Below are 22,631 nucleotides of genomic sequence, written 5' to 3'. Positions count from 1 at the left end.
ATGATCAGCCCGCGATTGCCTTGGCCCAGCCCTCGGTCACGGCCTTCTTGGCCGCGTCCGTCTGCTCCTGGGTCGGGAAGGTGGTGAAGGGCTTGTCGATGACCGGCAGCTTGGCGACGGAGGTCGCGTCGAGCGTGCCGGCGGCCTTCATGCTGTCGAACAGGGCCGGGGTGGCGTAGCCGCCGAGGAAGAGGTTCTGGCCCTCGGCGCTGTAGAGGTACTCCTCCCACAGGCGGGCAGCGGCCGGGTGCGGCGCCCACTTGTTGATGGCCTGGTTGTAGTACTGGGCGTAGCTGCCGTCGGACGGGATTGCGACCTGCCAGTCGATGCCCTTGGGCTTGAACAGGTCGGTGTAACCGGCGTTCAGGTACGACCAGTCGATCGAGATCGGGGTCTCGCCCTTCTCGATGGTCGCCTTGGTGGTCTCGACCGGGTTGAAGTTGCCGGCCTTCTTCAGCTTGCCGAAGAAGTCGATGCCGGGCTGGATGTTGTCCAGCGAGCCACCGTTGGCCAGCGAGGCCGCGTAGACGGCGCCGAAGGCGGCACCGGCCTTGGTCGGGTTGCCGTTCAGGCCGACCATGCCCTTGTAGTCGGGCTTCAGCAGGTCCGCGAAGGTCTTCGGGCAGACCGCGACCTTCTTGGCGTCGCAGCCGATCGACATGTAGCCGCCGTAGTCGTTGTAGCGCGCGCCGTCCGCGTCCTTCATGGTGGCGGGGATCTTGTCGAACCCGGCGACCTTGTAGTTGGCGAGCAGGCCCTGCTTCGCCGAGCTCAGGGCGAAGGCGCTGCCCAGGTCGACGACGTCGGGGGCGCGGTCCTGGTCCTTGCGGGAGGTGATCGCGTTGATCTCGTCCTGGCTGGAGCCGTCCGGGTTCTCGTTCTCGATCTGGATGCCGTACTTGGCGGTGAAGCCGTCCATGATCTTGCCGTAGTTGGCCCAGTCACGCGGGAGGGTGATGGTGTGGAGCTTCCCCTCCTTCTTCGCGGCGGCAACCAGGGCGTCCATGCCCCCGAAGTCGGCGACGGAGGTGGCGACCTTCGGGTCCTTGGCGCCGCTGGCGGCGTCACCGGACTTCGCGGAGGTAGAGCCGGCGGAGCCGCAGGCGGTGAGGGAGAGCGCGGCGGCGGTCAGCACGGCCGCGAAGGCGGCGGCACGGGCGCGGTGCACGGTCACGGGTCTGTCTCCTGAATCGGGGGTGTCGCAGGCAGGGCAGCGGAGGGTGACGCTCGAAATCAAGGTGATGGTGTGTCGGCGATTACCGGCCAAGTTGGCTGTGCAACTTCGCTGACGGGGGTAAGTACGCCGGAGTCCGGTGACGGGAAGGTGAACGGACGGCCCATCTCGGGGGGCGGCTGCGGGAACGGTCGAGTCCGGGCCCCTGTGTGGTGATCGCCAGCGGATACAGTCGGTAGTGCCCGCAGCGAGTCGCTGACGTCGTCGTACGCCCTGCCGTGCGCCCCGTCGCGCGCAGTGTCGTACGTCGCTTCGCACGGGTAGCACCCAGCCCCAGGAGGGACATTGACTGTCGTGGCTTCGGACCCGGACCGCTCGGTCGGCACGCTCTACCGCAAGGTGGCCGCCGACCTTCGCGAGGCGATCACCTCCGGCGCGTACGGCGAGGCCGGTCGGCTGCCCGCCGAGGGCGCCATCGCCGAGCAGTACGGAGTCTCCCGCGGCACCGTCCGGCAGGCGCTCGCCGTGCTGCGCGCGGACGGCCTGGTGACGTCCCGTCGGGGCACCCGCCGGGTGGTGCTCGGCGCCACCCGGGTGCAGAGCTTCTCCGAACTCCTCAGCTTCACCCACTGGGCCCGCTCGATGGGCGAGGAGCCCGGCGGCCGCCTGGAGTCGCTCGTACGCCGCCCCGCCGACGCCACCGAGCGCGAGCAGCTCCGCCTGGAGCCCGGCGCCGAGGTGTACGAGACGCTGCGGCTGCGCACCCTCTCCGGCACCCCCGTGATGGTCGAGCGCACCATCTACCCGCCCTGGGTCGGCGAGTTCGTCGCCCAGCTGCCCCCCGACGTCGTCTCCCACACCGAGCCGCTGCGCGACCACGGCATCCTCTTCACCGACGCCGACCACACCATCGACGTGGTCGCAGCCAACGCCGACGACGCCCGCCTCCTCAGCTGCCGCCGAGGCAGCCCCCTGCTGCGCGAGCGCCGCCGCACCACCGACCCCACCGGCATCCCGGTGGAGTGGTCCCAGGACCGCTACCTACCCGGCACGGTGGCCTTCAGCATCCACAACTCCCTTGCCTCGTCCGCCCTTTCGCGGCACGCGCGGGAAGGCGATTGACAGGGCGCCCGTGCGGTGGTGCCGGTGGCCTCAGACCGTGACCTCGCGGGTGACCTTCGAGGCCCACGGGCACCAGATGTTGCCCGGCAGGAACGGGCCGCCCGCCTCGTCCAGGTGGTCCTCCACGTACTGCGGGTCGGCGTCGCAGACCTCGATCGCCTGGTCGAAGAAGCGAATCGATCCGGGGTCGAGGTGGAAGCTCCAGTCCGCGTTGTAGGGGACGGTCCGCTTGATGATCCGCCCCATGACGTGGACCTCGTCACGCTCCTTGCCGGAGACGATGTCCCGCGCGGCGGTGATCTTCTCGCTGTCGGTGAGCTCGAAGATGAACTCCTTGCCGCCCCTGCCGAGCATTTCGAACGCGAAGTACGCCATGGTGGCTCCCTGTGGTCAAAAAGTAGGACGGCCACGAAGCTATCCACCGCACGGGGCGGCCAGCAATCGCCCGAAAGGGTGATGGGCAGTATCCGACGAAACGTCAGATACTCGTACCGGCAGTCAAGTTGAGTACCCGCATCAGCAGCGGACGGAAGTCCGCGAACGGCGGCGTCGCGGCCGCCGCGTCCTTCGCCAGGTCGTCCCAGCGCCGGACGGCGACGGCGTCGGCTGCGCCCGGCAGGGCGGCGAAAGCGGCCGCCTCCGCCTCGTCCATCGGGCCGCCCTGGACCTGGAGGGTGTACTCGGACGCCTCGGAGAGCTGAGCCCGGTAGGCCGGCTCGATCGCGCAGAGGTACCGCTTGGCGGCGACGTGCAGCCGGACGGGCTCGGTGACGGACGGGTCGAAGTGCCGCGCCAGCCAGTCGGCGCCGGTGTGGCTGTGCCGGTTGTCGGTGCCCTTCATCAACTCCAGCCCGCTGCCGCCGAAGTGGCCGATGTCGTGCAGCAGGGCCGCCGCGACGAGGTGGTCCGGCGCCCCCGCCGCCTCGGCCAGTGCCCCGGCCTGAAGCATGTGCTGGGCCATCGTGACGTCCTCGCCGAGGTACTCCCCGGCACCCTCGCCCTCGAACAGCTCGGCCAGCGCGTCCAGCGCCGCCAGCCGGCGGTCGGTCACCGCGAGCGTGCTGGCCAGCGCGTCCAGGTCGGCGTAGCAGCCCTGGAGGTGCCGGTCGCCGTGCTGCTCGAAGGCGGTGCGGGCGTGCAGCAGCCTGACGTTGTCGAAGATCAGGCAGTCGCCCGGCCCGAGCCGGAGCTCCAGCTGGAGCTCCGGCCGCAGGGTGATCTCGGCGAAGCGACGGTACGCGGCGTAGAAGGCGTCCAGCTCGGCGGCCGGGAGACCGCGCAACGTACCGATCGAGCGGTTGTTGAACCTGATCTCGCGGATCCGGCCCAGTGCGTCGACCCCGATCAGCGGCTGCTCCGCCACCAGCTCCGTCGCGCGGTCCCGGAAGACGAACGGGACGGGCGTGCCGGCCAGCAGCCCGAACGCCTCGGGCGCCTCCTCGCGCAGCAGCGCCGCCGCCTTGAAGCCGTCGACCAGCCCCGAGTCGCCGCCCTCGGCGTCGCTCAGCAGGCAGTGCAGCAGCTGGAGGGTCGGGACGGGGTCGCGGTACGGGTTGTCGGTGTGCGGCGCGATGGCCGAGCTGGTGAAGGCCAGGTTGTTCGGGTCCGCCTCGACCCGGACGTCGAAGATCCGGCCGTAGTTGGTCTCCCGGACGTACCCGAAGCTCTCCGCGACCTCCAGCACCTTGCCCTCGGTCACCGGCACCCCGCGCAGCACCGCGAACCCGAACCGCCGCACGGCCCCGAGCACCGCCACCCGCTCGGCGGGCTCCGCCAGGTACGCCGACCAGTCCGCCTCCGGCAGGCCGCGGCTGAAGTCGGCTGCGGCCCAGAGGCGCCTGCCCTGCTCGGTGCGGCCGTCGCCGTCCGAGGTCTCCGCCGTCTCCTCCAGCCAGCTGAGTGGGTAGCGCGACTCGTGCCCGTCCGACCAGCACACCGTCAGCTCCCCGTCCGCCTCGGTCGACCCGGCGACGGCCAGGCCCTCGGGCAGATCGGTGATCTGGAACAGCTTCTGCCCGTTGCGCGGGTCCCGGCAGCCGGTGCACGGGCAGTTGTCGCGCAGCCAGTACGGGGAAAGAGACATCGGAGCTCCTCTGCGACGGTGAATTCGGCAAAGTTGTACAGACAACTTTGCCTCCCCATCGACTGTTCCGGCCCCCGGTGAGGACCAGCGGACGCCCAGGCGACCGGCAGGCGAACAGACGGTGTCCACCACCCGGCGTAGGCTGACTGAGAGGCCATGGCCCCACGGCCCCGGGGGACCGGCCGTCGTGGGGTCCGACCGAACGCAGGGACGTCGGGTGATCCTTCGTGGCGGTGTTTCTACTGGCGATCGGCTCGGCCTGCTGTCTGGGCCTGGGCTTCGTGCTCCAGCAGCAGGCGGCCCAGCGGGCGCCCAAATCGGACCTGCTGCACTGGCGGCTGCTGCTCGACCTGGTCCGGATGCCCGAGTGGCTGCTCGGCACGGCGTTCACCACCAGCGGTCTGATCCTCAGCGCACTCGCGCTGGACAGCGGCGAGGTCTCGCTCGTGGAGCCGCTGCTCGCAACCAACCTGCTCTTCGCGATGGCCCTCTCCCGGGTGATCACCAAACAGTCACTGGGCCGCTCCGGCTGGGGCGGCGTCGTCCTGCTGGGCCTGGGCGTCACCGCGTTCATCGTGGCCGGCCACCCGCAGGGCGGCGGCGCCGAGGCCGGCCCACTGCGCTACTGGCTGGTCTTCGGCACGGTCGCCGGGCTGGCCCTGCTGCTGGTGTCCACCGCCCGCCGCCTGCCGCTCTTCGAGGAGGCCACCCTGCTCGCCCTCGCGGCCGGGCTGCTCTACGGCGTCCAGGACGCCCTCACCCGCGTCACCGCCCAACGCTTCGACCGGGGCGGCCTGTCACTCGCCCTCACCGGTTGGCAGCTCTACGTGGTCATCGTGATCGGCGTGGTCGGCCTGCTGCTCGTCCAGAGCGCGTTCGAGGCCGCCCCGCTGAAGATGTCCCTCCCCGCCCTCACCGCCGCCCAGCCCCTGGCCGGCATCGCCTGCGCGGTCGGCTTCCTCGGTGACCGCCTCCGCGTCACGCCGGGCGCCCTCGCCTGGGAGGCCGCCGGGCTCCTCGCCATCGTCGCGGGCGTCCTCGTCATCGGCCGCCACCCGGCCATGCCGACGTAGCTTCACGCAACTGGCCGGCCCCCTGGGGTCAGCGCCCCACGGCGCGCCAGGCGGCTTCTGCGGCTGCCAGGGCTGCGTCGGCCGGGGTGTCGGTGGCTTCGGCGAGGGCCGTGAGGGTGGCGAGGACGGTGGGGAGGGTGGCTGCGGGGCCGTAGTGGTTGACGCGGAGCATGTCGGCGGCGAGGGGGCCGCCGCCGGGCTGGACGGGGAGGGCGGGGTCGAGGCGGGCGGCGAGGTCGTCGGCGCGGAGGCCGGGGGTGGTGCGGAGGGTGGTGGCGACGGGGGCGGCGTGGCGGTCGTCGGGGACGAAGGGGGTGAGGGTGCCGAGGGTGCGGGCTCCGGCCCGGGTCGCGGCGGCGGCGCTGCGGTGGCGGGCGATGGTCGCGGGCAGGCCTTCGGCGGTGATCCGGTCGAGGCAGGCGCCGAGGGCGAGCATCTCCAGCTGGGCGGGGGCGTGCGGCAGCGCCCTGCGTCCGGCGTCCGTCCAGCGTTCCTTCCAGTCCAGCAGGGAGAGGTAGGAGCGGCGCGGCGCGGCCGGGTTGGCGGTGATCCGCTCCCACGCGCGGGCGGAGACGGAGACGGCGGAGACCCCGGCGGGCCCGCCCATCGCCTTCTGGCCGCCGATCACGCAGAGGTCGATGCCCCAGGCGTCGGTGAGCAGGGGTTCGGCGGCCACCGAGGCGACGGCGTCGAGCATCAGCAGCGCGCCGTGCTCCCGCACGACGGCGGCGATCTCGGGGACGGGGTTGGTGTTGCCGGTCGCGGCCTCGGCGTGCACGAGGGAGACGAAGTCGATCTCGGGGTGGGCCCGCAGGGCGTCGGCGACCTGCTCGGGGGAGACCGCGCTGTCGTACGGGACGGCCAGGTCGACGACCTTGGCGTCGCAGTCGCGCAGCCAGTTGCCGAAGGTCTGGCCGTACGGGCCGGTGACGATGTTGAGGGCGGTGGAGCCGGGGTGGGCGGCGCTGCGGATCGCCGACTCCAGCGGGAGCAGCGCCTCGCCCTGCTGGACGATCACGTCGGCGGTGGTGTGCAGCAGGGCCGCCACCTGGTCCTCGATCGCGGCGAACTGTGCGGCGCCGAGCGGCGGAAGGTCGAGGAACTGGCTCATGGCTGGCCTTTCGGTACGTACGGACACCGTCGGCCAGTCTGCCGTACGGACCGGCGGTAGGGTGCTCGCCATGAGTGATGCTGGGGTGCTGCACATCAGGGGCCGGGTGCTGGTCGGTCCGGAGGACGTCCGGGACGAACTCTGGGTGGTGGGCGGCCGGGTGACCTTCGACCGGCCGCTCGGGGCGGCGGAGATCCGGACGGTCGAGGGCTGGGTGATGCCGGGCCTGGTGGACGCCCACTGCCACGTCGGTCTGGACGCGCACGGCGCGGTCGACGAGGCGACCAGCGAGCAGCAGGCGCTGGCCGACCGCGCGGCGGGCACCCTGCTGATCCGGGACGCCGGTTCGGCCGCCGACACCCGCTGGGTGGACGATCGCGAGGATCTGCCCCGGATCATCCGGGCCGGGCGGCACATCGCCCGCACCCGCCGCTACATCCGGGGGTACGCGCACGAGATCGAGCCCGGCGACCTGGCGGCGTACGTCCGGCAGGAGGCCCGGCGTGGTGACGGCTGGGTCAAGCTGGTCGGTGACTGGATCGACCGCGAGTCCGGCGATCTCGCCGCGTGCTGGCCGGGTGGTGCACTGAAGGAGGCGATCGCGGCGGCGCACGAGGAGGGCGCGCGCGTCACGGCGCACTGCTTCGCGGCCGAGTCGCTGCCGGATCTGCTGGCGGCGGGGATCGACTGTGTCGAGCACGCGACAGGCCTGACCGAGGAGTTGATCCCGCAGTTCGCCGAGCGTGGGGTGGCGATCGTGCCGACGCTGGTCAACATCGCGACCTTCCCGAAGCTGGCGGACGGCGGCGAGGCGAAGTTCCCTGCCTGGTCGGCGCACATGCGGCGGCTGCACGAGGCCCGGTACCGGACGGTCGGCGCGGCCCACGACGCGGGCATCCCGGTCTTCGTCGGCACCGACGCGGGCGGCGCGCTCGCGCACGGCCTGGTCGCGGCGGAGGTGGCCGAGCTGGTCAAGGCCGGTCTCTCCGCGAACGCCGCGCTCTCGGCGGCCAGTTGGGGAGCCAGGGAGTGGCTCGGCCGCGAGGGCCTGACCGAGGGGGCCTCGGCCGACCTGGTCGTCTTCGCGGAGGACCCCCGGGCGGACGTCCGCGTCCTCGCCGCCCCGCAGCGGATCGTCCTGCGGGGCAAGGTCGTTCAGTAGTCGCGCGCCCCGGTCGAGACCTGTTGCGGTGGGCGCGGCTGTCGGCCGTTAGGCTTACGGCATGGCAGCGCGTCCCCTGAACGAGATCGTCGAACCCGGCTGGGCCCAGGCCCTGGCGCCCGTCGCAGGGCAGGTCGCCGCGATGGGCGACTTCCTGCGCGGGGAGATCGCGGCGGGCCGCACGTACCTGCCGGCCGGGCCGGACGTGCTGCGGGCGTTCCAGCAACCGTTCGACGCCGTACGGGTGTTGATCGTGGGACAGGACCCGTACCCGACGCCGGGGCACGCCGTCGGTCTGAGCTTCTCGGTGGCGCCGCAGGTGCGGCCGATCCCGGGCAGCCTGGTGAACATCTTCCAGGAGTACGGCCGCGACCTCGGCCTCCCGCAGCCCTCCAACGGTGATCTGACGCCGTGGACGGAGCAGGGCGTGCTGCTGCTCAACCGGGCGCTGACCACCGCGCCCGGCAAGCCCGCCGCGCACCGGGGCAAGGGCTGGGAGGAGGTCACCGAGCAGGCGATCAGGGCGCTGATCACCCGTGGCGGCCCGCTGGTCGCGATCCTCTGGGGCCGCGACGCCCGCAACCTCCGTCCGCTGCTGGGCCCTTGCCCCGCGATCGAGTCGGCGCACCCGAGCCCGATGTCCGCAGACCGGGGCTTCTTCGGCTCCCGGCCGTTCAGTCGGGCCAACGACCTGCTGGCGCGTCAGGGTGCGCAGCCGGTGGACTGGCGCCTTCCGTAACTTCGGCCGGTCCTGACGGTGGGCACGGCCCGCCCTGGGCGCTACCTTCCTGGGCATGTCGTCATCAGCGCCCGATCCGGCCGTGGTCCGGACTCCGCAGGAGTTCGTCCAGCAGCTCCGTGAGCTCAAGGCGCACTGCGGCGAACCGTCGCTGCGTGAACTGCAACGCCGTTCCGGCCTGCCGCGCAGCACCCTCGCGGACACCTTCGACCCGCGCCGCACCCGGCTGCCCCCGCTGGACCGGATCACCACGATCGTCGCGGCCCTCGGCCTCCCGGCCGAGGAGGTGGACGCCTGGTCGGCGGCCTGGCGCAGCCTCCAGGGGCGGCTGGTGCAGCGTACGGAACCCGAGCCCGTCGCGCCGCTCGCTCCGGAGCTCGCGCCTGAGCCCCGCCGGCGGTGGTGGCGGCAGCTCGCCGTGGTGGGTGTGCTCCTGCTGCTCGCGGCCGTGCAGGCCTCGGACGGGCCGCTGCCGGGGCCGGCCGCTGCTGCCGCCGCCTCGGCGCAGCGGGGGCCCTGGCGTGCGCGGGTCGCGGAGGAGGCACTGGCACAGGACGGCACCTCCGAGACCTTGCCCGTCGCCCACCCGGCGCGCGGGGGCGACGCGTTGGTGCTGACGTTGATGCTCACCAGCACCACGCCCGGCCCGGTCACCGTCACCGACAGCCAGGGCAACCGCTACCGCATCGTCGGTGACGTCACCGACGCCCGGCACCACCGCACGCTGATCGCTGCGGCCTTCGCCGTGCGGCCGCTCATGGTCGGGGACGCGCTGACGGTCGTCCATCCGGCCGCGAGCAAGCACCACCTCGCCCTCGACGAGTACGGCGGCCTCACCAAGGCCGGGCCTTCGGCAACCGCCCACGGTGAGCAGCACGGCACGGTCTTCGGCACCGGCAGCACGCCGCTGGACGCCGCCCCGGGTGAGCTGCTGATCGCCGCCGTCGGCACCAACTCCGGTACGACGCCGGTGTTCGCCCCGGGGTGGCGGACGCTGCCCACGGTGAAGCTGTCCTCGTACCAGTTGAGCGTCGCCTACCGCGTCGTGGCCGCACCCGGCGCCTACACGGTCTCCGGGGCCACGAACGCGCAGTGGGGGGCGGTGCTGGTCTCCTTCGGCTGAGACCGACCGGCGAATGGGGGTGTCCGGAGTCGTCCGAGCCCGTCCGAGTCGGGGCGGGACGCATTGTCCGCCGCAGCCGGGGCTGTCGAGAATCGGCCCCGTCGCCCGGCGGACCGGCCCGGCGGCGCCCGAGAGGGAGGGGACCACTCATGCGATTCACCAGGACCGTGCGGCGTGCCGCAGGTGTGTCGGTGGCCGCGATCTACGACGGCCCCGGCCAGAGCCTGATGGCCTGCGTCTACGGCCCCGGCAACGGAGCCTGCGGCCCGTCCAACTGAGAGCGGCCCGGGGGTGGTCGACGCAGGGCCGCCCCCGGGCTTCACGGTCTGTTCACTCCAACGGGTGAAATGACGGACAGTGTTACCAGTGTGACGGACTGTTCGAAGAGACTGGCGGCAGTCGGGAGCGCAAGCCCCTCCCCCCAGCCGGTGCGGCCGTGCGGGGTGAGCCCGTGGCGCGCTCCGCCACCTCGTCCTGCGTAGGGATCACCGCCATGTCCGTTCCCCGTACCGCGCTCGCCGCCGCCCTCGCGGCCACCGCGCTCACCCTCCCGTCCACCGCCGCGCACGCCACCGCCGAGACCGGGCAGACCGGCCGGACCGGCCGGGCGAGTGCCGTCACCGCCGAACTCGCGCTGCGGGTCAGCCTGTTGGACAAGGCGGTGGACGTGCCCGTCGACATAGCGCTCAACAAGGTGGAGAGCCCGGCGCAGCACAGCGGTGCCCTGCTCACCGCCAAGGTGGCAGGCGTGGACCAGCAAGGCCCGGTCACCCTGGTCCAGGCGAAGGTCGGCACCTCCAGTACGCACGCGGACGCGAGCGGCAGCGGCGCCTCCGTCACGCTGGCCGACGCGGACGTCCACGCGCCGGGCCTGCCGGTCACCACGCTGATCGGGCTGGAGGCGCTGAGCGCCGAGGTCAGCTGCCCGGTCGACGGGCAGCCGACCGCCAAGGTCACCGCCCCGGCCAGGCTGACCGTGCTCGGCAGGTCGGTGACGCTCGGGCTGAACGGGCCGACGCACGTGGCCGTCCCGGGGATCGGCAGTGTGGACGTCGAGTTCTCCCGGCGTACCACCACCTCCGGCACCGCCGCCGCCACGGCCCTCGACATCCAGGTGGACGTCAACCCGCTCAAGCTCAACGTCGCCAAGGTCACCGGTCGGATCACCATCGCCTCGGTCGCCTGCGAGAAGCCCGTCCCCGCCCCGGCCGCCACGGCCCCCACGCCCCCCGCCGTCTCCGCAGCTCCCTCGACCGCCGCCGCCCGGCCCGTCACGACAGCCGTCACCCCTGTACTCGCCTCCACCGGCGCGAGCGGCACCCTCACCCTGCTCGGCTCGGCCGCGGGCCTCCTGGCCGCCGGTGCGGTCGCCCTGCGGGTGACCCGCCGCCGCGCCCGCCACCGCTGACCGGCCCTGTCGACCGAAAGTTGGTTGACGCCCTGCGCGGCGCGCGGTTCGCTGCTCCGGTGACTGATCTTCGTATTGAGCAGGTCGACCCGGTCGACGGCGACACCATGGCCAGGGACTGGCAGTACGTCCACAATCTGATCATCCCGACGGACCCGCTCTCCCTCGACGACGTACGGGAACGCGCGGGGCGCTTCCTGCTGGAGGTCGCGTACCTCGGCGACGTCCTGGTGGGCTGCTCCACCGTCCGGCCGCCCGCCGACGGGGCTGCGGTGGCCACGGTGATCGCCCGAGTCCTGCCGGACCACCGGCGGCAGGGGTTCGGTGAGCAGATCTACCGGCGGGGGCTGGCCGGGGCGCGCCGGCTCGGTGCCGAGGAGGTCGAGACGGTCGTCCTGGAGTCCAACCAGGACGGGCTGCGGTTCGCGCTCGGGCACGGCTTCGTCGAGACCGACCGGTACGTACTGGACGGTGACACCGTGGCCTACGTCGATCTGCGGCTCGTCGGTGGCGCTCTCACACAGCCTGGTGGCACTCTCACACAGTGAGCGTGCCACTGCGGACGGTTGGTTCACATGGGCGTTACATAGGAGGAACAACCGGGAAACGGCGGCTTGCGACGCTACGCGGGCACCCACCACTCAAGTTGCGAGGTAAGCCGTGGCAATCAAGGCCGAGTACATCTGGATCGACGGCACCCAGCCGACCGCCAAGCTCCGTTCCAAGACTCGGATCCTGGCCAACGCTGACAAGCTGCCGACCTGGGGCTTCGATGGCTCCTCCACCAACCAGGCCGAGGGTCACGCCTCGGACCGCGTCCTTGAGCCGGTCGCGTCCTTCCCGGACCCGATCCGTGGCGGCGACAACATCCTCGTCCTGTGCGAGGTCTTCGAGACCAACGGCACGCCGCACGTCTCCAACACCCGCGCCAAGCTGCGCCCGATCGCCGAGCAGTTCGCCAACCAGGAGGCGATCTTCGGCATCGAGCAGGAGTACACCTTCTTCAAGGGCTCGCGCCCGCTCGGCTTCCCCGAGGGCGGCTTCCCGGCCCCGCAGGGTGGCTACTACTGCGGCATCGGCGCCGACGAGGTCTTCGGTCGCGAGATCGTCGAGCTGCACCTCGACCGCTGCCTGGCCGCCGGCCTGTCGATCTGCGGCATCAACGCCGAGGTCATGCCCGGCCAGTGGGAGTTCCAGATCGGCCCGGTCGACGCGCTGACCGTCTCCGACCACATGTGGGTCGCCCGCTACCTGCTCTACCGCACCGCCGAGGAGTTCGGCATCGACGCCACCCTGGACGCCAAGCCCGTCCGTGGCGACTGGAACGGCGCCGGCGCGCACACCAACTTCTCCACCAAGGCGATGCGTGAGGGCTACGACGCCATCATCACCGCCTGCGAGTCGCTCGGCGCCACCCAGGAGATCGTGATCGAGCACGTCACCCAGTACGGCGACGACATCGAGGCCCGCCTGACCGGCAAGCACGAGACCGCCCCCTGGAACGTCTACTCCTACGGCGTGTCCGACCGTGGCGCCTCGGTCCGCATCCCGTGGCAGGTCGAGGTCGACCAGAAGGGTTACATCGAGGACCGTCGTCCGAACGCGAACGTCGACCCCTACGTCGTGACCCGCCTCATGGTCAACACCTGCTGCTCCGCCCTGGAGAAGGCCAACCAGGTCTGATCCGCCCCGCACTTCGGCCAACCCGCCGCTCCCCGCGAGGGGGCGGCGGGTTCCGCCGTTTCCGGGCGCGGTGTCACCAGCGGGTGAAGACGTGCATCCGCCCGACCGTGGTGAACCCCAGCCGGGCGTACCAGTGTTGCGGCCAGCCCTCGGCATCGGCGAGCAGGAACCGCAGACCGCACCCGGCCTCCGCCGCCCGCGCCAGCCCGGCCGTCACCACGGCCCGCGCCAGGCCGCGCCCCGCGCGGTCGTCGGCCGTGACGAGATCCTCGATCTGCGCGATCCCCGCGCCCTGGTCCAGATAGAGATCGGCCCAGGAGCCCACCTCGCCGTCCGCGTCCCGCGCGGCGAGGAACAGCACCTGCTCGGCCCCCCGCAGCCGGGCCGCCCGCCGGTCGACCAACTGCCGGACGGTCTCCGGCTCGGCCTGCGGCATCCACACCCGCAACTGCCGCGCCAACACCGGCCGGACAGCGGCCAGTTCGACCGGCTCGGCCCGGCCCGCGACGGGCGCCGGGCCGGTGTGGGTCATGACGACGACCGTTTCCTGCCCGTACCCCGCCGCCGCCAACACCGGTGCGCAGGCCAGCCCGAGCCCGTCGTCCGCCACGCTGATCCGGCGGTACGGCAGTTGCCCCAGGGTCTCCTCGGCCAGACCGGGCAGCTCCGCCGGGTCCACCGAACCGTCGATGACCAGCTGGTTGTGCTCGTGCGAGCGGGCGAACTCCTCGTCCGACACGGCGAACCCGCCCGGCACCTCGATCACCTGAGCAGCCTGCCGCCTGGCGAACTCGACGAGGAACGAACTGACGGCGCTGAGCTGGCTCGTGGACATCTGATCATCCTAGGACCGCCGATCCCCCCGCGCGTGGCTTCAGCGGTTCGACCCGGGGGCATGCATGAGGAGCGTCCGGCAGGGAGCCGTGACGACGTGGGAGGAGCGGTGATCGTGGGGGAACTGGACGGCAGGACGGCACTGGTGACGGGCGGTTCGCGCGGGATCGGCCGCGCGGTCGCGCTGCGGCTGGCCGCCGAAGGGGCGCTGGTCGCGGTCCACTACGGCGGCAACGACGCGGCGGCCGACGAGACCGTGGCGCTGATCGCCAAGGCCGGGGGCCGGGCGTTCACGGTGCAGGCCAGGTTCGGTGAGGGCGGCGCGGTGGACCGGCTGTTCGAGGGGCTCACCGCCGGGTTGGCGGAGCACGGCGAGGACGGCCTGGACATCCTGGTCAACAACGCGGGCATCCACGCGGTCGGTTCGATCGGGCAGCTCACCGAGGAGGACCTCGAACGGCTGCTCTCGGTCAACGTGCGCACCCCGATCTTCGTGATCCAGCGGGCGCTGCCGCTGCTGCGGGACGGCGGGCGGATCATCAACATGGCCTCGGCGGCCACCCGGATCGCGGCGCCCGTCCAGATCGGCTACACCGTCACCAAGGCGGCCCTGGCGGCCCTCGGCGCACCGCTCGCCAACGAGCTCGGCCGGCGCGGGATCACCGTGAACACGGTCAACCCCGGCGTGATCCGGACCGACATGACCGCAGGCTGGACCGGCGTCCCCGAGGCACTGGCCGGGCTCGAGTCGATCACCGCGCTCGGACGGCTCGGCGAGCCGGAGGACATCGCGGACGTGGTGGGCTTCCTGGCCGGGCCGCAGGGCCGCTGGGTGACCGGCCAGATCGTCGACGTCTCCGGCGGCACCTACCTCGGCCCGATCCCGGCCTAGGGCCCTAGGGTTGGGCCATGGACTTCACGCCGGAAGAGGTGGCCCGTGGGCGGGCGTTGCGGCGGGCGCAGGCGCCCTGGGTGCTCGGCGGGCGGGTGGCCGGGCTGGGGCTGACGGCCGTGCTCGGGTTCACCTCGGCGGGGGCCGGGCTGGTCACGGCGGTCGGCGGGGTGTTCGGCGGGTCGCGGACGGCCGAGGTGCTCGGCGGGGCGGCGGCGCTGCTGGTGCTCGGGCAGCTGCTCCAACTCCCGTTCGGCGCACGGGTCCGGTCCGTCCGGGCCGGGTACGGGCTGGTGACGCAGGGCTGGGGCGGCTGGGCGGTGGACGTGCTGCGCGGGCTCGGCCTCAGCCTGCTGCTCGGCCTCCCGGCGGTCTACGGGCTGTACGCGCTCACCGCGTGGTCGCCGCAGCGCTGGTGGCTCCCCGCCGCCGGGGCGGCCGCCGTCCTGCTGGTCGCGCTCTCCTTCCTGTACCCGCTGCTCGTCGAACCGCTCTTCAACCGCTTCACCCCCATGCCGCCCGGCCCGCAGCGCAGCGCCCTGCTCGGCCTCGCCGAACGCGACCGGGTCGCCGTCCGGGACGTCCTGGTCGCCGACGCCTCGCGCCGCACCACCGCCCTCAACGCGTACGTCTCCGGCTTCGGCGCCACCCGGCGGATCGTCGCGTACGACACCCTCCTGAGCACGGCCGAGCCGTCCGAGGTGGAGCTCGTCGTGGCCCACGAACTCGGGCACGTGAAGCACCGCGACGTGCTCACCGGCACCGCCCTCGGCGCGCTGGGAGCGGCGATGGCGGTGGCCCTGCTCGGCCTGCTGCTCACCCTCCGCCCGCTGCTGGACGCCTCGGGCGCGGCGGACGCCGCCGACCCGCGTTCGCTGCCGCTGCTGGCCGCCTGCGCGGCGCTGGTCAGTGCGCTCAGCGGCCCCGCGCAGTGCGCCGTCAGCCGCCGGATCGAGACCCGGGCCGACCGGCACGCCCTCGAACTCACCGGTGACCCGGCCCAGTTCATCGCGATGCAGCGCCGCCTCGCGGTCACCAACATCTCCGACGTCGACCCGCCCAGGCTGCTGGAGCTGCTCTTCGCCACCCACCCCAGCGCCACCCGCAGGATCGCGGCGGCCCGAGCCTGGCGGAGCTGATCAGGCGCCCGCGCTCTTACGGGCCACGCCGACGATGACGTACCGCCAGCCCTCGGGCACCAGGCGGTCGAGCAGGACCCGGTCCGCGGTGCCCAGCACCCGCCGCTGCCGCTCCGACCGGCCGAACACGCCGAGCAGCCCGAGCGTTGTCCGGTCGAGGGTCTCGAAGCCCGACAGGAGCGTGTCGGCCTCGCTCAGCGAGAGGTATCTCCACCCCATCCGGCCCCAGCCGAAGCGATTGTGGAGGAACTCGTGGACCCTGCTCCCGCACGCGTTCTCCGCGAACCACAGCTCACCGCCCGGCTTCAGCGCCCCGTACATGTTCAGGACGGCGCGCCGCTGCCGCTCGACAGCGCCGGGGCCGGCCATCCCGAGGGCCCCGAGCAGCGACTTGAACACGACCACGTCGAAGGCTCCGGTGTACGGAATGTCGAGCACGTCGACCTGCTCGTAGGTGATCGCGTCGGCGACGCCGTACCGGGCGTGCACGCTCCGCACGTCGGCCGAGGGCCGCTCGACCCCGGAGCACACCACCCGGAACCCGTTGGCGGCCAGCCAGAGCGAGAGGTTTCCGTGCTGCCCCGAGACCCCGACCTCCAGGGCGGACCGCGCACCCGGGCCCAGTGAGCTGTGCTGCTCCCAGAACGGGAGGCATCTCGCCCAGCTCTCGACGTCCCAGCCGATGCTGTCCTGAACGACCTTCGCCTGAGTCATCGCGATCTCCCACGGTGGGTCACTACCGGCTGCAGATTACCGTGGCCGCTCATCCGAATACGGGAAGCCGTAGCCCGGAGGGCCTGGCTATTCTGTCGGGATGATCAAGCCAATGGAGCTCGTGATATTCGACTGCGACGGCGTGCTCGTCGACAGCGAACGCATCGCCGTGCGGGTCCACGTCGCGCTGGGCGCCGAGTTGGGCTGGCCGCTCACCGAGGCCGAGGTGATCGAGAACTTCGTCGGGCGGTCCAGCCGGTCCATCGGCGAGCAGATCACCGCCAGGGTCGGCCGGGAGACGGCCGACCTCTGGTCGGACCGCTTCGTGAAGATGCACGAGGAGGAGGTCGACGCCGGGCTGGAGCCTGTCGACGGCCTGCCCGAGGCCCTCGACGCGATCACCCTCCCCAGCTGCGTCGCCTCCAGCGGTTCGCACGAGAAGATGCGGCACACGCTCGGCCGCACCGGTCTGTACGACCGCTTCGCCGGCCGCATCTACAGCGCCGGCGAGGTCGCCGCCGGCAAGCCCGCCCCGGATCTCTTCCTCCACGCCGCCCGGCAGCTGGGCGTCGACCCGGCGGCCTGCGCCGTGGTCGAGGACAGCAGGCCCGGCGTCGAGGCCGCCCGCGCGGCCGGCATGCGCTCCTTCGGCTACGCCGGCGGGTTGACCCCGGCCGAGCGGCTGGCGGGGCCCGGCACGGTGGTCTTCTCCGACATGCGGCAGCTGCCGGGCCTGCTGGCGGGGCTCCGGTAAAGCCCTACAGGGCTACAGGGCTACCGGGCTTCGGCCAGTGCGGTGAGGAAGCGGTCCGTCGTGGCCGGGTCGCGGACGGCGATGCGGAGCCAGTCCGGGCCGAGGCCGGGGAAGGTGTCGCCCCGGCGGACGGCGAAGCCGGCGGTGCGCAGGCGGGTGCGGACGCGGGCCGCGTCGGGGAGTTCGACCAGGACGAAGGACGCGGCGGGGGTGCCGTGGACGCGGACGCCGGGGGTCGCGGCGAGGCCGCGCAGCAGGTGGTCGCGGTGGGCGGCGTTCAGCGCGGCGGCCGCCTCGGCCTCGGCGAGGGCGGCGGGGGTGCTGCAGGCGATGGCGGCGGCGAGGGCGGGGGAGGAGACGGGCCAGAGCGGCTGGGCGGTGGCGAGGGCGGCGATCAGCGGGGCGGGGCCGAGCACGTAGCCGATCCGCAGCCCGGCCAGCCCCCAGGTCTTGGTGAGGCTGCGCAGCACCACGACGTCGCCCGGGAGTTGACGGGCCGAGGCGAGCGACTCGCGCTCGCCGGGGAGGGTGTCGATGAAGGCCTCGTCGATCACCAGGGTGCGGCCGGGGCGGGCGAGAGCTGCCAGCGTGGTGGCCGGGTGGACGACGGAGGTGGGGTTGGTGGGGTTGCCGACGACGACGAGGTCGGCCTCCTCGGGGACGGCTCCGGGGGCGAGCCGGAAGCCGTCCCCGGGGGTGAGGAGGACGCGGTGGACGGGGTGTCCGGCGTCCCGCAGGGCGGCCTCGGGCTCGGTGAACTGGGGGTGCACGACGGCCGCGTGCCGGGGCTGGAGCGTGCGGGCGAGCAGCACGAACGCCTCCGCCGCACCGGAGGTGAGCAGCACCTCCGGGGCGGGCCGCCCGTGCCGGGCCGCGACGGCGGCGCGGGCGGCGGTGCCGTCGGGGTAGGCGGCGAGGCCGGTGAGCGTGTCGGCGAGGTGGTCGCGCAGCCAGGCGGGTGGTGTGCCGGTCCGTACGTTGACCGCGAGGTCGACCAACTCGGTTCCTCCGGCGCGGACTTCGGCGTCGCCGTGGTGGCGGAGGTCGGGTTCGTGCGGCATCGGGGTGGCTCCTGACGGGCGGTGGCGGGCGATCGCGACGGTGGCCCGTGCGGAGGCCAGCTTGGGGACGAGCAGAGCGCCGCCGCCGTCGGCCAGGGCGGCCGCCTCCGCGACGCTCGGGGTGCCGACGGCGGTCAGCGCGGCGGAGGAGGGGTGCGGGACGGCGACGGCGGCGAGCAGCGCGGCGGGGTGGCCGACCAGCGGCACGCCGAGGGCGTCGGCGGTGGCGAGCAGCGCGGGTTCGGTGGTCTTGGTGTCGAGGGTGGCCAGCCGCAGCACGTCGTGCCTGGTCAGGCCTGCGGAGGCGAGCGCGGCGTCGACGAGGGCGAGCAACTCGCCTGCGGGGGCGCCACGGCGGGCACCGACCCCGATCACCACCATCGGGTGCTCCCTCCGTAAAATCCCTGGTCACGGCCCGGGAATCCCACCATGGGGCCGGTGACCAGGTCAATCAGGAGCCGCGGGGGGCGGGAGTGTCACAAGATGCGGACAGATGTCTGGACATGACCGTCTCCTGTCAGGACACTGCCAAAACGGCAGCCGCCGTTCGCCAGTTCTTCACCCGTAGCGGGATGTCCGGTCCAGGCTCGCGCTCCTATCGTTTTGGCGCTCCGCTCGCGCACGTTCGCCGTCCCCGCCCCCGGAGGTATGTCATGACGCAGTCCGCCCGCCGCCCCCGCCGCAAGCTCACCGCCGCTGCCGCCTCGCTCGGTCTCGCCGCCGCCTCGCTCGGCATCTGGGCCGCCACCGGCACCGCCGCGGAGGCCGTCACCGGCCTGCCCACGCCCGACCACCTGGTGGTCGTGGTGATGGAGAACCACGCCTACTCGCAGGTGATCGGCAGCTCCAGCGCGCCGTACATCAACAACACGCTGAAGGCGGGCGGTGCGAACCTCACCAACTCCTTCGGCACCACGCACCCGAGCGAGCCGAACTACTACGCGCTCTTCTCCGGCTCCACCCAGGGCCGTACCGACGACAGCTGTGTGAGCGTCGGCTCGATGACCGCGCCGAACCTCGGCTCCGAGCTGATCGCCGCCGGCAAGACCTGGGCCAGCTACAACGAGTCGCTGCCGAGCCAGGGTTCGACCACCTGCAGCAGTGGCAACTACGCGCAGAAGCACAACCCGTGGTTCGGCTTCAAGAACGTGCCGACCTCCAGCGCCTTCACCTTCGCGCAGTTCCCGACCGACTACACCACCCTGCCGAAGGTCTCCTTCGTGGTGCCGAACCTGTGCAGCGACATGCACGACTGCTCGGTCTCCACCGGTGACACCTGGATCAAGAACAACCTCGGCGCCTACGCGACCTGGGCGCAGACCCACAACAGCATCCTGGTCGTCACCTTCGACGAGGACAACAAGCTCTCCGGCAACAAGATCCCGACCGTCGTGTACGGCCAGCACGTCACGCCGGGCAGCACCTCCAGCACCACCTACAACCACTACAACCAGCTCCGCACGTACGAGGACCTGGCCGGCCTGACCAGCCACGCGGGCAACGCCGCCAGCGCCTCGGACATCACCGGCATCTGGAACTGACGCCCCGCCGGCACGGGCGGACATCCCGTCCGCCCGTGCCGCCCGCGCAGCCCAGGCCGCCCGAGCCACCACCCGGCCCGACCCACCGGAGGACCCGCCATGCCGTCGCACCAGGCACCGGCCCGCCGTACCCCGACCGCCCCGGCGTCCGTCCCCAGCGCTGCCGCCGCTACCGGCGTCCGGAGCTGACGCCGTGTACCTCGCGGACTCCCGGGCCGGCAAAGCCACCGCCGCCGCCCCCGCTGCCCCGGCCGACCTCCCGGCCCGGCGCCGGGCCGCCGTGCCCGGCACCGTGCTCGCCCTCGGCGCGGTCAGCCTGATCACCGACGTCTCCTCCGAGATGGTCAGCGCCGTGCTGCCGCTGTACGTCGTTGCCGGGCTGGGGCTCTCGCCGCTCGGATTCGGCGTCCTGGACGGCATCAACAACGGCGTCGGCGCCCTCGTCCGGCTGGTCGGCGGCCACCTCGCCGACCGGGGCGGGCGCGGCCACAAGGCCGTCGCCGCCTTCGGGTACGGCCTCTCCGCCCTCTGCAAGCCGCTGCTGCTGCTCGTGCACTCCGTCACCCTGATCGGTGGCGTGCTCGCCGTCGACCGCACCGGCAAGGGCCTGCGCACCGCCCCCCGGGACGCGATGATCTCGCTGGCCACCACCCCCGAACACCGGGGCCGGGCCTTCGGCGTGCACCGCGCGATGGACACCACCGGCGCCCTGCTCGGCCCGCTGCTCGCCTTCGCCGTGCTCCGCGCCGCCGTCGACGGCTACGACGCGGTCTTCGCCGTCAGCGGCTGCGTCGCGGCCCTCGGCGTGCTCGTCCTGCTGCTCTTCGTGCCGAGCCCGCCGCGCGCCGAAGCCGCCACCGAGAAGCCGAAGTTGAGCGAGTCGCTGACCCTGCTCCGGCTCCCCGCCCTGCGCCGGCTGACGCTCTGCGCGGTGCTGCTCGGCCTCACCACCGTCAGCGACGCCTTCCTCTACCTGCTGCTGCAACGCCAACTCGACCTGCCCACGCGGCTCTTCCCGCTGCTGCCGCTCGGCACCGCCGCCGCCTTCCTGCTGCTCGCGGTGCCGCTCGGCGCGCTCGCCGACCGGATCGGGCGCCGCACGCTCTTCCTGCTCGGCCACGGCGTGCTGCTGCTCGCCTACGGCGTCGTGCTCTCGGCGGGCGGGGCGGGGTTCGCCGTCGCGCTCGGCGTCCTGCTGCTGCACGGCCTGTTCTACGCCGCCACCGACGGCGTGCTCGCCGCTGCCGCCGCCGATGTCACCCCGCCCGGCCAGGTCGGCGCCGGGCTGGCCCTGGTGGGCACCGGACAGGCGCTCGCCCGCTTCGGTTGCTCGCTGCTCTTCGGCGCGGCCTGGAGCCTCTGGGGCGGTCACACTGCACTCACCGTCACCGCCGTCGCGATGGCCGCCGCCGCCGTCGCGGCCTGGGCGCTGCTGCGCCGCAACGCCTCCGAGGTCGCCGCATGAACCTCCGTATGAACCTCCGTATGAACCGCACCACCCGCCTACTGGTCCTGCTGGTCGCCGTCCTGGTGCTCGGCGGCATCGGCACCGGCGCGGTGCTCCACGCCGCCGACCGCTCGGGCAAGAAGGACCAGGAACAGCCCGGCGGCCCCCCTGTCCGGGCCGGGAAGGTGTCCCTCCAGGCCTCCCAGGGGCGGGAGTTGGTCTTCCGCAACATGGCCTGGGGCCCGCACCGCGACGAACTGGCCACCGTCCCGGCCGGGCAGCCGGACGGTCCGCGTACCGCCTCCGGCGTCAAGTGCCTGCGCTTCCATGCCGCTTCGGGCACCGGCATCTGCCTCCAGGCGGTTCACGGCGCGCTGGAGGACACCTACCGGGCCGTCGTGCTCGACGCCAACCTCCATGAACTGCACAGCTACCCGGCGGTCGGCATCCCGACCCGCTCCCGGGTCTCGCCCTCCGGCCACCATGTCGCCTGGACGGTCTTCGTCAGCGGTGACTCCTACTCGGGCACCGACTTCTCCACCCGCACGGCCATCGCGGACACCCGCAGCTGGGCGGTGGACGACAACCTGGAGACGTACGCCGTGATCAAGGACGGCCACCCGTACCAGGCGCACGACACCAACATCTGGGGCGTCACCTTCGCCGACGACAACCGCTTCTACGCGACGCTGGCGACCGGCGGCCACACCTACCTCGTGCAGGGCGACATCGCCGCGCGCACCCTGACCACCCTGCACGAGAACGTCGAGTGCCCCTCGCTCTCGCCGGACGGCACCCGCATCGCGTACAAGAAGCGGGTGCCGGGCCTGCCCGCCGACGCGCCCTGGCGGCTCTACGTGCTCGACCTGCGCACCATGACCGAGACGGCCACCGCCGAGCAGCGCGACATCGACGACCAGGCCCTCTGGTCGGACACCTCCACCCTGGTCTACGCCCTCCCCGGCGACTACGGCGCCGACCTGTGGACCGTCCCGGCCGAAGGCAGCGGCGCGGCCCGCAAGCTGACCGGCGCCGCCGTGGCCCCCGCCTACCTGGGCTGACTACCCGCGCTGCTCGTCTTCACCGTCACCTGCGGCTCGTGCCGCACCGGGAAGTTGACGGAGTTGGCGATGAAGCACACCTTGTGCGCGTCGTGGTGCAGCGCCACTGCCCGCTCCACCATCGCCTCCTCCGTGACCTCGATCCGGGGGTGCAGCACCGCCTCGGTGAACTGCCCGCTCCCGGCCGTCTCCGTCATCGTCCCGACCGGCTCGTCCGTGTACGCGGTGACCACCACGCCGTTCACCGCACACAGGTGCAGGTACGAGAGCATGTGGCACTGCGACACCGACACGAGCAGCAACTGCTCCGGATTCCACCGCGCCGGATCCCCCCGAAACGCCGGGTCCGAACTCCCGGGGATGCCCGGCAGCCCCTCCCCGGAGATCTCGTGCTCCCGGGTGTAGTCGCGGTAACTGCTCGTCCCCGTACCGGTGTTGCCGGTCCAGACGACCTTCGTGGTGTACGTGTGGAGCTTCGCCATGGTGCTTCCTCCAGCTCTCGTCGGTGCT

Annotated in this window: 23 protein-coding genes; 15 read left to right on the top strand and 8 right to left on the bottom strand. The window is 72.7% G+C overall.

What is annotated here, in order from left to right; genetic code table 11:
* Positions 1 to 4: 4 nt before the first annotated feature.
* Positions 5 to 1,174, bottom strand: a complete 1,170-nt coding sequence (locus tag ACR68M_RS08070; RefSeq protein WP_441249756.1) for an ABC transporter substrate-binding protein — start codon at positions 1,172 to 1,174, stop codon at positions 5 to 7.
* Positions 1,175 to 1,528: 354 nt separating this feature from the next.
* Between ACR68M_RS08070 and ACR68M_RS08065 the strand changes: the two genes are divergently transcribed.
* Positions 1,529 to 2,296, top strand: coding sequence for a GntR family transcriptional regulator (locus tag ACR68M_RS08065; RefSeq protein WP_441249755.1), 768 nt, complete (start codon positions 1,529 to 1,531; stop codon positions 2,294 to 2,296).
* A 30-nt stretch (positions 2,297 to 2,326) separates the two neighbouring features.
* Here the strand turns inward: ACR68M_RS08065 and ACR68M_RS08060 are convergent, their stop codons facing one another.
* Together ACR68M_RS08060 and tmpA are read right to left on the bottom strand one after the other, a co-directional pair.
* Positions 2,327 to 2,671, bottom strand: a complete 345-nt coding sequence (locus tag ACR68M_RS08060) for a BP74-related protein (protein ID WP_441249754.1) — start codon at positions 2,669 to 2,671, stop codon at positions 2,327 to 2,329.
* 103 nt (positions 2,672 to 2,774) lie between these two features.
* Positions 2,775 to 4,379 carry a 2-trimethylaminoethylphosphonate dioxygenase gene (tmpA, locus tag ACR68M_RS08055; protein ID WP_441249753.1) on the bottom strand — a complete coding sequence of 535 codons (1,605 nt, stop codon included), beginning with the start codon at positions 4,377 to 4,379 and terminating at the stop codon, positions 2,775 to 2,777.
* A 227-nt stretch (positions 4,380 to 4,606) separates the two neighbouring features.
* On the opposite strand from tmpA, the gene ACR68M_RS08050 reads away from it, so the two are divergent.
* A complete protein-coding gene (locus ACR68M_RS08050; RefSeq protein WP_441249752.1) occupies positions 4,607 to 5,452 on the top strand; it encodes a DMT family transporter in 846 nt (281 codons plus the stop codon).
* A 28-nt stretch (positions 5,453 to 5,480) separates the two neighbouring features.
* Here the strand turns inward: ACR68M_RS08050 and ACR68M_RS08045 are convergent, their stop codons facing one another.
* The gene (locus tag ACR68M_RS08045) at positions 5,481 to 6,563 is read right to left on the bottom strand and encodes a pyridoxal-phosphate-dependent aminotransferase family protein (protein ID WP_441249751.1); all 1,083 of its coding nucleotides are present in this window, start codon (positions 6,561 to 6,563) and stop codon (positions 5,481 to 5,483) included.
* Positions 6,564 to 6,633: 70 nt separating this feature from the next.
* Here ACR68M_RS08045 and ACR68M_RS08040 point away from each other — a divergent pair, with 70 nt between their 5' ends.
* From ACR68M_RS08040 to glnII, 7 genes are all read left to right on the top strand, one after another.
* A complete protein-coding gene (locus tag ACR68M_RS08040; protein ID WP_441249750.1) occupies positions 6,634 to 7,725 on the top strand; it encodes an amidohydrolase family protein in 1,092 nt (363 codons plus the stop codon).
* Positions 7,726 to 7,786: 61 nt separating this feature from the next.
* Entirely contained in the window at positions 7,787 to 8,464 is a 678-nt protein-coding gene (locus tag ACR68M_RS08035) for a uracil-DNA glycosylase (RefSeq protein ID WP_441249749.1), read from the top strand.
* 55 nt (positions 8,465 to 8,519) lie between these two features.
* On the top strand, positions 8,520 to 9,587 hold the full coding sequence (locus ACR68M_RS08030; RefSeq protein ID WP_441249748.1) for a hypothetical protein: 1,068 nt from the start codon (positions 8,520 to 8,522) through the stop codon (positions 9,585 to 9,587).
* A gap of 149 nt (positions 9,588 to 9,736) precedes the next feature.
* Positions 9,737 to 9,865, top strand: a complete 129-nt coding sequence (locus ACR68M_RS08025; RefSeq protein ID WP_441249747.1) for a hypothetical protein — start codon at positions 9,737 to 9,739, stop codon at positions 9,863 to 9,865.
* Between the two features lie 215 nt (positions 9,866 to 10,080).
* Positions 10,081 to 10,995, top strand: a complete 915-nt coding sequence (locus ACR68M_RS08020) for an SCO1860 family LAETG-anchored protein (RefSeq protein WP_441249746.1) — start codon at positions 10,081 to 10,083, stop codon at positions 10,993 to 10,995.
* Positions 10,996 to 11,054: 59 nt separating this feature from the next.
* Positions 11,055 to 11,543 (top strand): N-acetyltransferase family protein, encoded by a 489-nt coding sequence (locus ACR68M_RS08015; protein ID WP_441249745.1) that lies wholly within the window; start codon positions 11,055 to 11,057, stop codon positions 11,541 to 11,543.
* Positions 11,544 to 11,655: 112 nt separating this feature from the next.
* Complete coding sequence (gene glnII / locus ACR68M_RS08010) at positions 11,656 to 12,678, top strand: glutamine synthetase (RefSeq protein WP_441249744.1); 1,023 nt, start codon at positions 11,656 to 11,658, stop codon at positions 12,676 to 12,678.
* A gap of 73 nt (positions 12,679 to 12,751) precedes the next feature.
* Here glnII and ACR68M_RS08005 read toward each other — a convergent pair whose 3' ends face one another.
* Positions 12,752 to 13,513, bottom strand: coding sequence for a GNAT family N-acetyltransferase (locus ACR68M_RS08005; RefSeq protein WP_441249743.1), 762 nt, complete (start codon positions 13,511 to 13,513; stop codon positions 12,752 to 12,754).
* 114 nt (positions 13,514 to 13,627) lie between these two features.
* On the opposite strand from ACR68M_RS08005, the gene ACR68M_RS08000 reads away from it, so the two are divergent.
* Together ACR68M_RS08000 and ACR68M_RS07995 are read left to right on the top strand one after the other, a co-directional pair.
* A complete protein-coding gene (locus ACR68M_RS08000; protein ID WP_441249742.1) occupies positions 13,628 to 14,404 on the top strand; it encodes an SDR family oxidoreductase in 777 nt (258 codons plus the stop codon).
* Positions 14,405 to 14,421: 17 nt separating this feature from the next.
* Positions 14,422 to 15,543: a M48 family metalloprotease gene (locus ACR68M_RS07995; protein ID WP_441249741.1), complete on the top strand. Its 1,122-nt coding sequence runs from the start codon at positions 14,422 to 14,424 to the stop codon at positions 15,541 to 15,543.
* Here ACR68M_RS07995 and ACR68M_RS07990 read toward each other — a convergent pair whose 3' ends face one another.
* Positions 15,544 to 16,257: a class I SAM-dependent methyltransferase gene (locus ACR68M_RS07990; RefSeq protein WP_441249740.1), complete on the bottom strand. Its 714-nt coding sequence runs from the start codon at positions 16,255 to 16,257 to the stop codon at positions 15,544 to 15,546.
* A gap of 100 nt (positions 16,258 to 16,357) precedes the next feature.
* On the opposite strand from ACR68M_RS07990, the gene ACR68M_RS07985 reads away from it, so the two are divergent.
* The gene (locus tag ACR68M_RS07985) at positions 16,358 to 17,011 is read left to right on the top strand and encodes an HAD family hydrolase (RefSeq protein ID WP_441249739.1); all 654 of its coding nucleotides are present in this window, start codon (positions 16,358 to 16,360) and stop codon (positions 17,009 to 17,011) included.
* A 20-nt stretch (positions 17,012 to 17,031) separates the two neighbouring features.
* On the opposite strand, the gene cobC is transcribed toward ACR68M_RS07985, so the two are convergent.
* On the bottom strand, positions 17,032 to 18,453 hold the full coding sequence (cobC, locus tag ACR68M_RS07980) for an Rv2231c family pyridoxal phosphate-dependent protein CobC (protein ID WP_441249738.1): 1,422 nt from the start codon (positions 18,451 to 18,453) through the stop codon (positions 17,032 to 17,034).
* Positions 18,454 to 18,725: 272 nt separating this feature from the next.
* Here cobC and ACR68M_RS07975 point away from each other — a divergent pair, with 272 nt between their 5' ends.
* The 3 genes from ACR68M_RS07975 to ACR68M_RS07965 all read left to right on the top strand — a co-directional run bounded on the left by ACR68M_RS07975 (position 18,726) and on the right by ACR68M_RS07965 (position 22,121).
* The gene (locus tag ACR68M_RS07975; protein ID WP_441249737.1) at positions 18,726 to 19,613 is read left to right on the top strand and encodes an alkaline phosphatase family protein; all 888 of its coding nucleotides are present in this window, start codon (positions 18,726 to 18,728) and stop codon (positions 19,611 to 19,613) included.
* 193 nt (positions 19,614 to 19,806) lie between these two features.
* Positions 19,807 to 21,078, top strand: coding sequence for an MFS transporter (locus ACR68M_RS07970; protein WP_441249736.1), 1,272 nt, complete (start codon positions 19,807 to 19,809; stop codon positions 21,076 to 21,078).
* Positions 21,079 to 21,098: 20 nt separating this feature from the next.
* Positions 21,099 to 22,121 (top strand): TolB family protein, encoded by a 1,023-nt coding sequence (locus ACR68M_RS07965; protein WP_441249735.1) that lies wholly within the window; start codon positions 21,099 to 21,101, stop codon positions 22,119 to 22,121.
* Here ACR68M_RS07965 and ACR68M_RS07960 read toward each other — a convergent pair.
* The gene (locus tag ACR68M_RS07960) at positions 22,109 to 22,603 is read right to left on the bottom strand and encodes an OsmC family protein (RefSeq protein WP_441249734.1); all 495 of its coding nucleotides are present in this window, start codon (positions 22,601 to 22,603) and stop codon (positions 22,109 to 22,111) included. The two genes, ACR68M_RS07965 and ACR68M_RS07960, sit on opposite strands and share 13 nt — an antisense overlap.
* Positions 22,604 to 22,631: the final 28 nt, after the last annotated feature.

Source organism: Kitasatospora sp. McL0602 (assembly GCF_052076145.1).
GTDB lineage: Bacteria > Actinomycetota > Actinomycetes > Streptomycetales > Streptomycetaceae > Kitasatospora.
The sequence above is the reverse complement of the archived record's forward strand: the minus strand, read 5'-3'. Positions and strand labels throughout refer to the sequence as shown.

Bases quoted from the DNA above. Each gene is read 5' to 3' on its own strand.
- ACR68M_RS08060 (WP_441249754.1), bottom strand. From the start codon at position 2,671: ATGGCGTACTTCGCGTTCGAAATGCTCGGCAGGGGCGGCAAGGAGTTC.
- tmpA (WP_441249753.1), bottom strand. From the start codon at position 4,379: ATGTCTCTTTCCCCGTACTGGCTGCGCGACAACTGCCCGTGCACCGGC.
- ACR68M_RS08045 (WP_441249751.1), bottom strand. From the start codon at position 6,563: ATGAGCCAGTTCCTCGACCTTCCGCCGCTCGGCGCCGCACAGTTCGCC.
- ACR68M_RS08040 (WP_441249750.1), top strand. From the start codon at position 6,634: ATGAGTGATGCTGGGGTGCTGCACATCAGGGGCCGGGTGCTGGTCGGT.
- ACR68M_RS08035 (WP_441249749.1), top strand. From the start codon at position 7,787: ATGGCAGCGCGTCCCCTGAACGAGATCGTCGAACCCGGCTGGGCCCAG.
- ACR68M_RS08030 (WP_441249748.1), top strand. From the start codon at position 8,520: ATGTCGTCATCAGCGCCCGATCCGGCCGTGGTCCGGACTCCGCAGGAG.
- ACR68M_RS08025 (WP_441249747.1), top strand. From the start codon at position 9,737: ATGCGATTCACCAGGACCGTGCGGCGTGCCGCAGGTGTGTCGGTGGCC.
- ACR68M_RS08020 (WP_441249746.1), top strand. From the start codon at position 10,081: ATGTCCGTTCCCCGTACCGCGCTCGCCGCCGCCCTCGCGGCCACCGCG.
- ACR68M_RS08005 (WP_441249743.1), bottom strand. From the start codon at position 13,513: ATGTCCACGAGCCAGCTCAGCGCCGTCAGTTCGTTCCTCGTCGAGTTC.
- ACR68M_RS07995 (WP_441249741.1), top strand. From the start codon at position 14,422: ATGGACTTCACGCCGGAAGAGGTGGCCCGTGGGCGGGCGTTGCGGCGG.
- ACR68M_RS07990 (WP_441249740.1), bottom strand. From the start codon at position 16,257: ATGACTCAGGCGAAGGTCGTTCAGGACAGCATCGGCTGGGACGTCGAG.
- ACR68M_RS07985 (WP_441249739.1), top strand. From the start codon at position 16,358: ATGATCAAGCCAATGGAGCTCGTGATATTCGACTGCGACGGCGTGCTC.
- cobC (WP_441249738.1), bottom strand. From the start codon at position 18,453: ATGGTGGTGATCGGGGTCGGTGCCCGCCGTGGCGCCCCCGCAGGCGAG.
- ACR68M_RS07975 (WP_441249737.1), top strand. From the start codon at position 18,726: ATGACGCAGTCCGCCCGCCGCCCCCGCCGCAAGCTCACCGCCGCTGCC.
- ACR68M_RS07965 (WP_441249735.1), top strand. From the start codon at position 21,099: ATGAACCGCACCACCCGCCTACTGGTCCTGCTGGTCGCCGTCCTGGTG.
- ACR68M_RS07960 (WP_441249734.1), bottom strand. From the start codon at position 22,603: ATGGCGAAGCTCCACACGTACACCACGAAGGTCGTCTGGACCGGCAAC.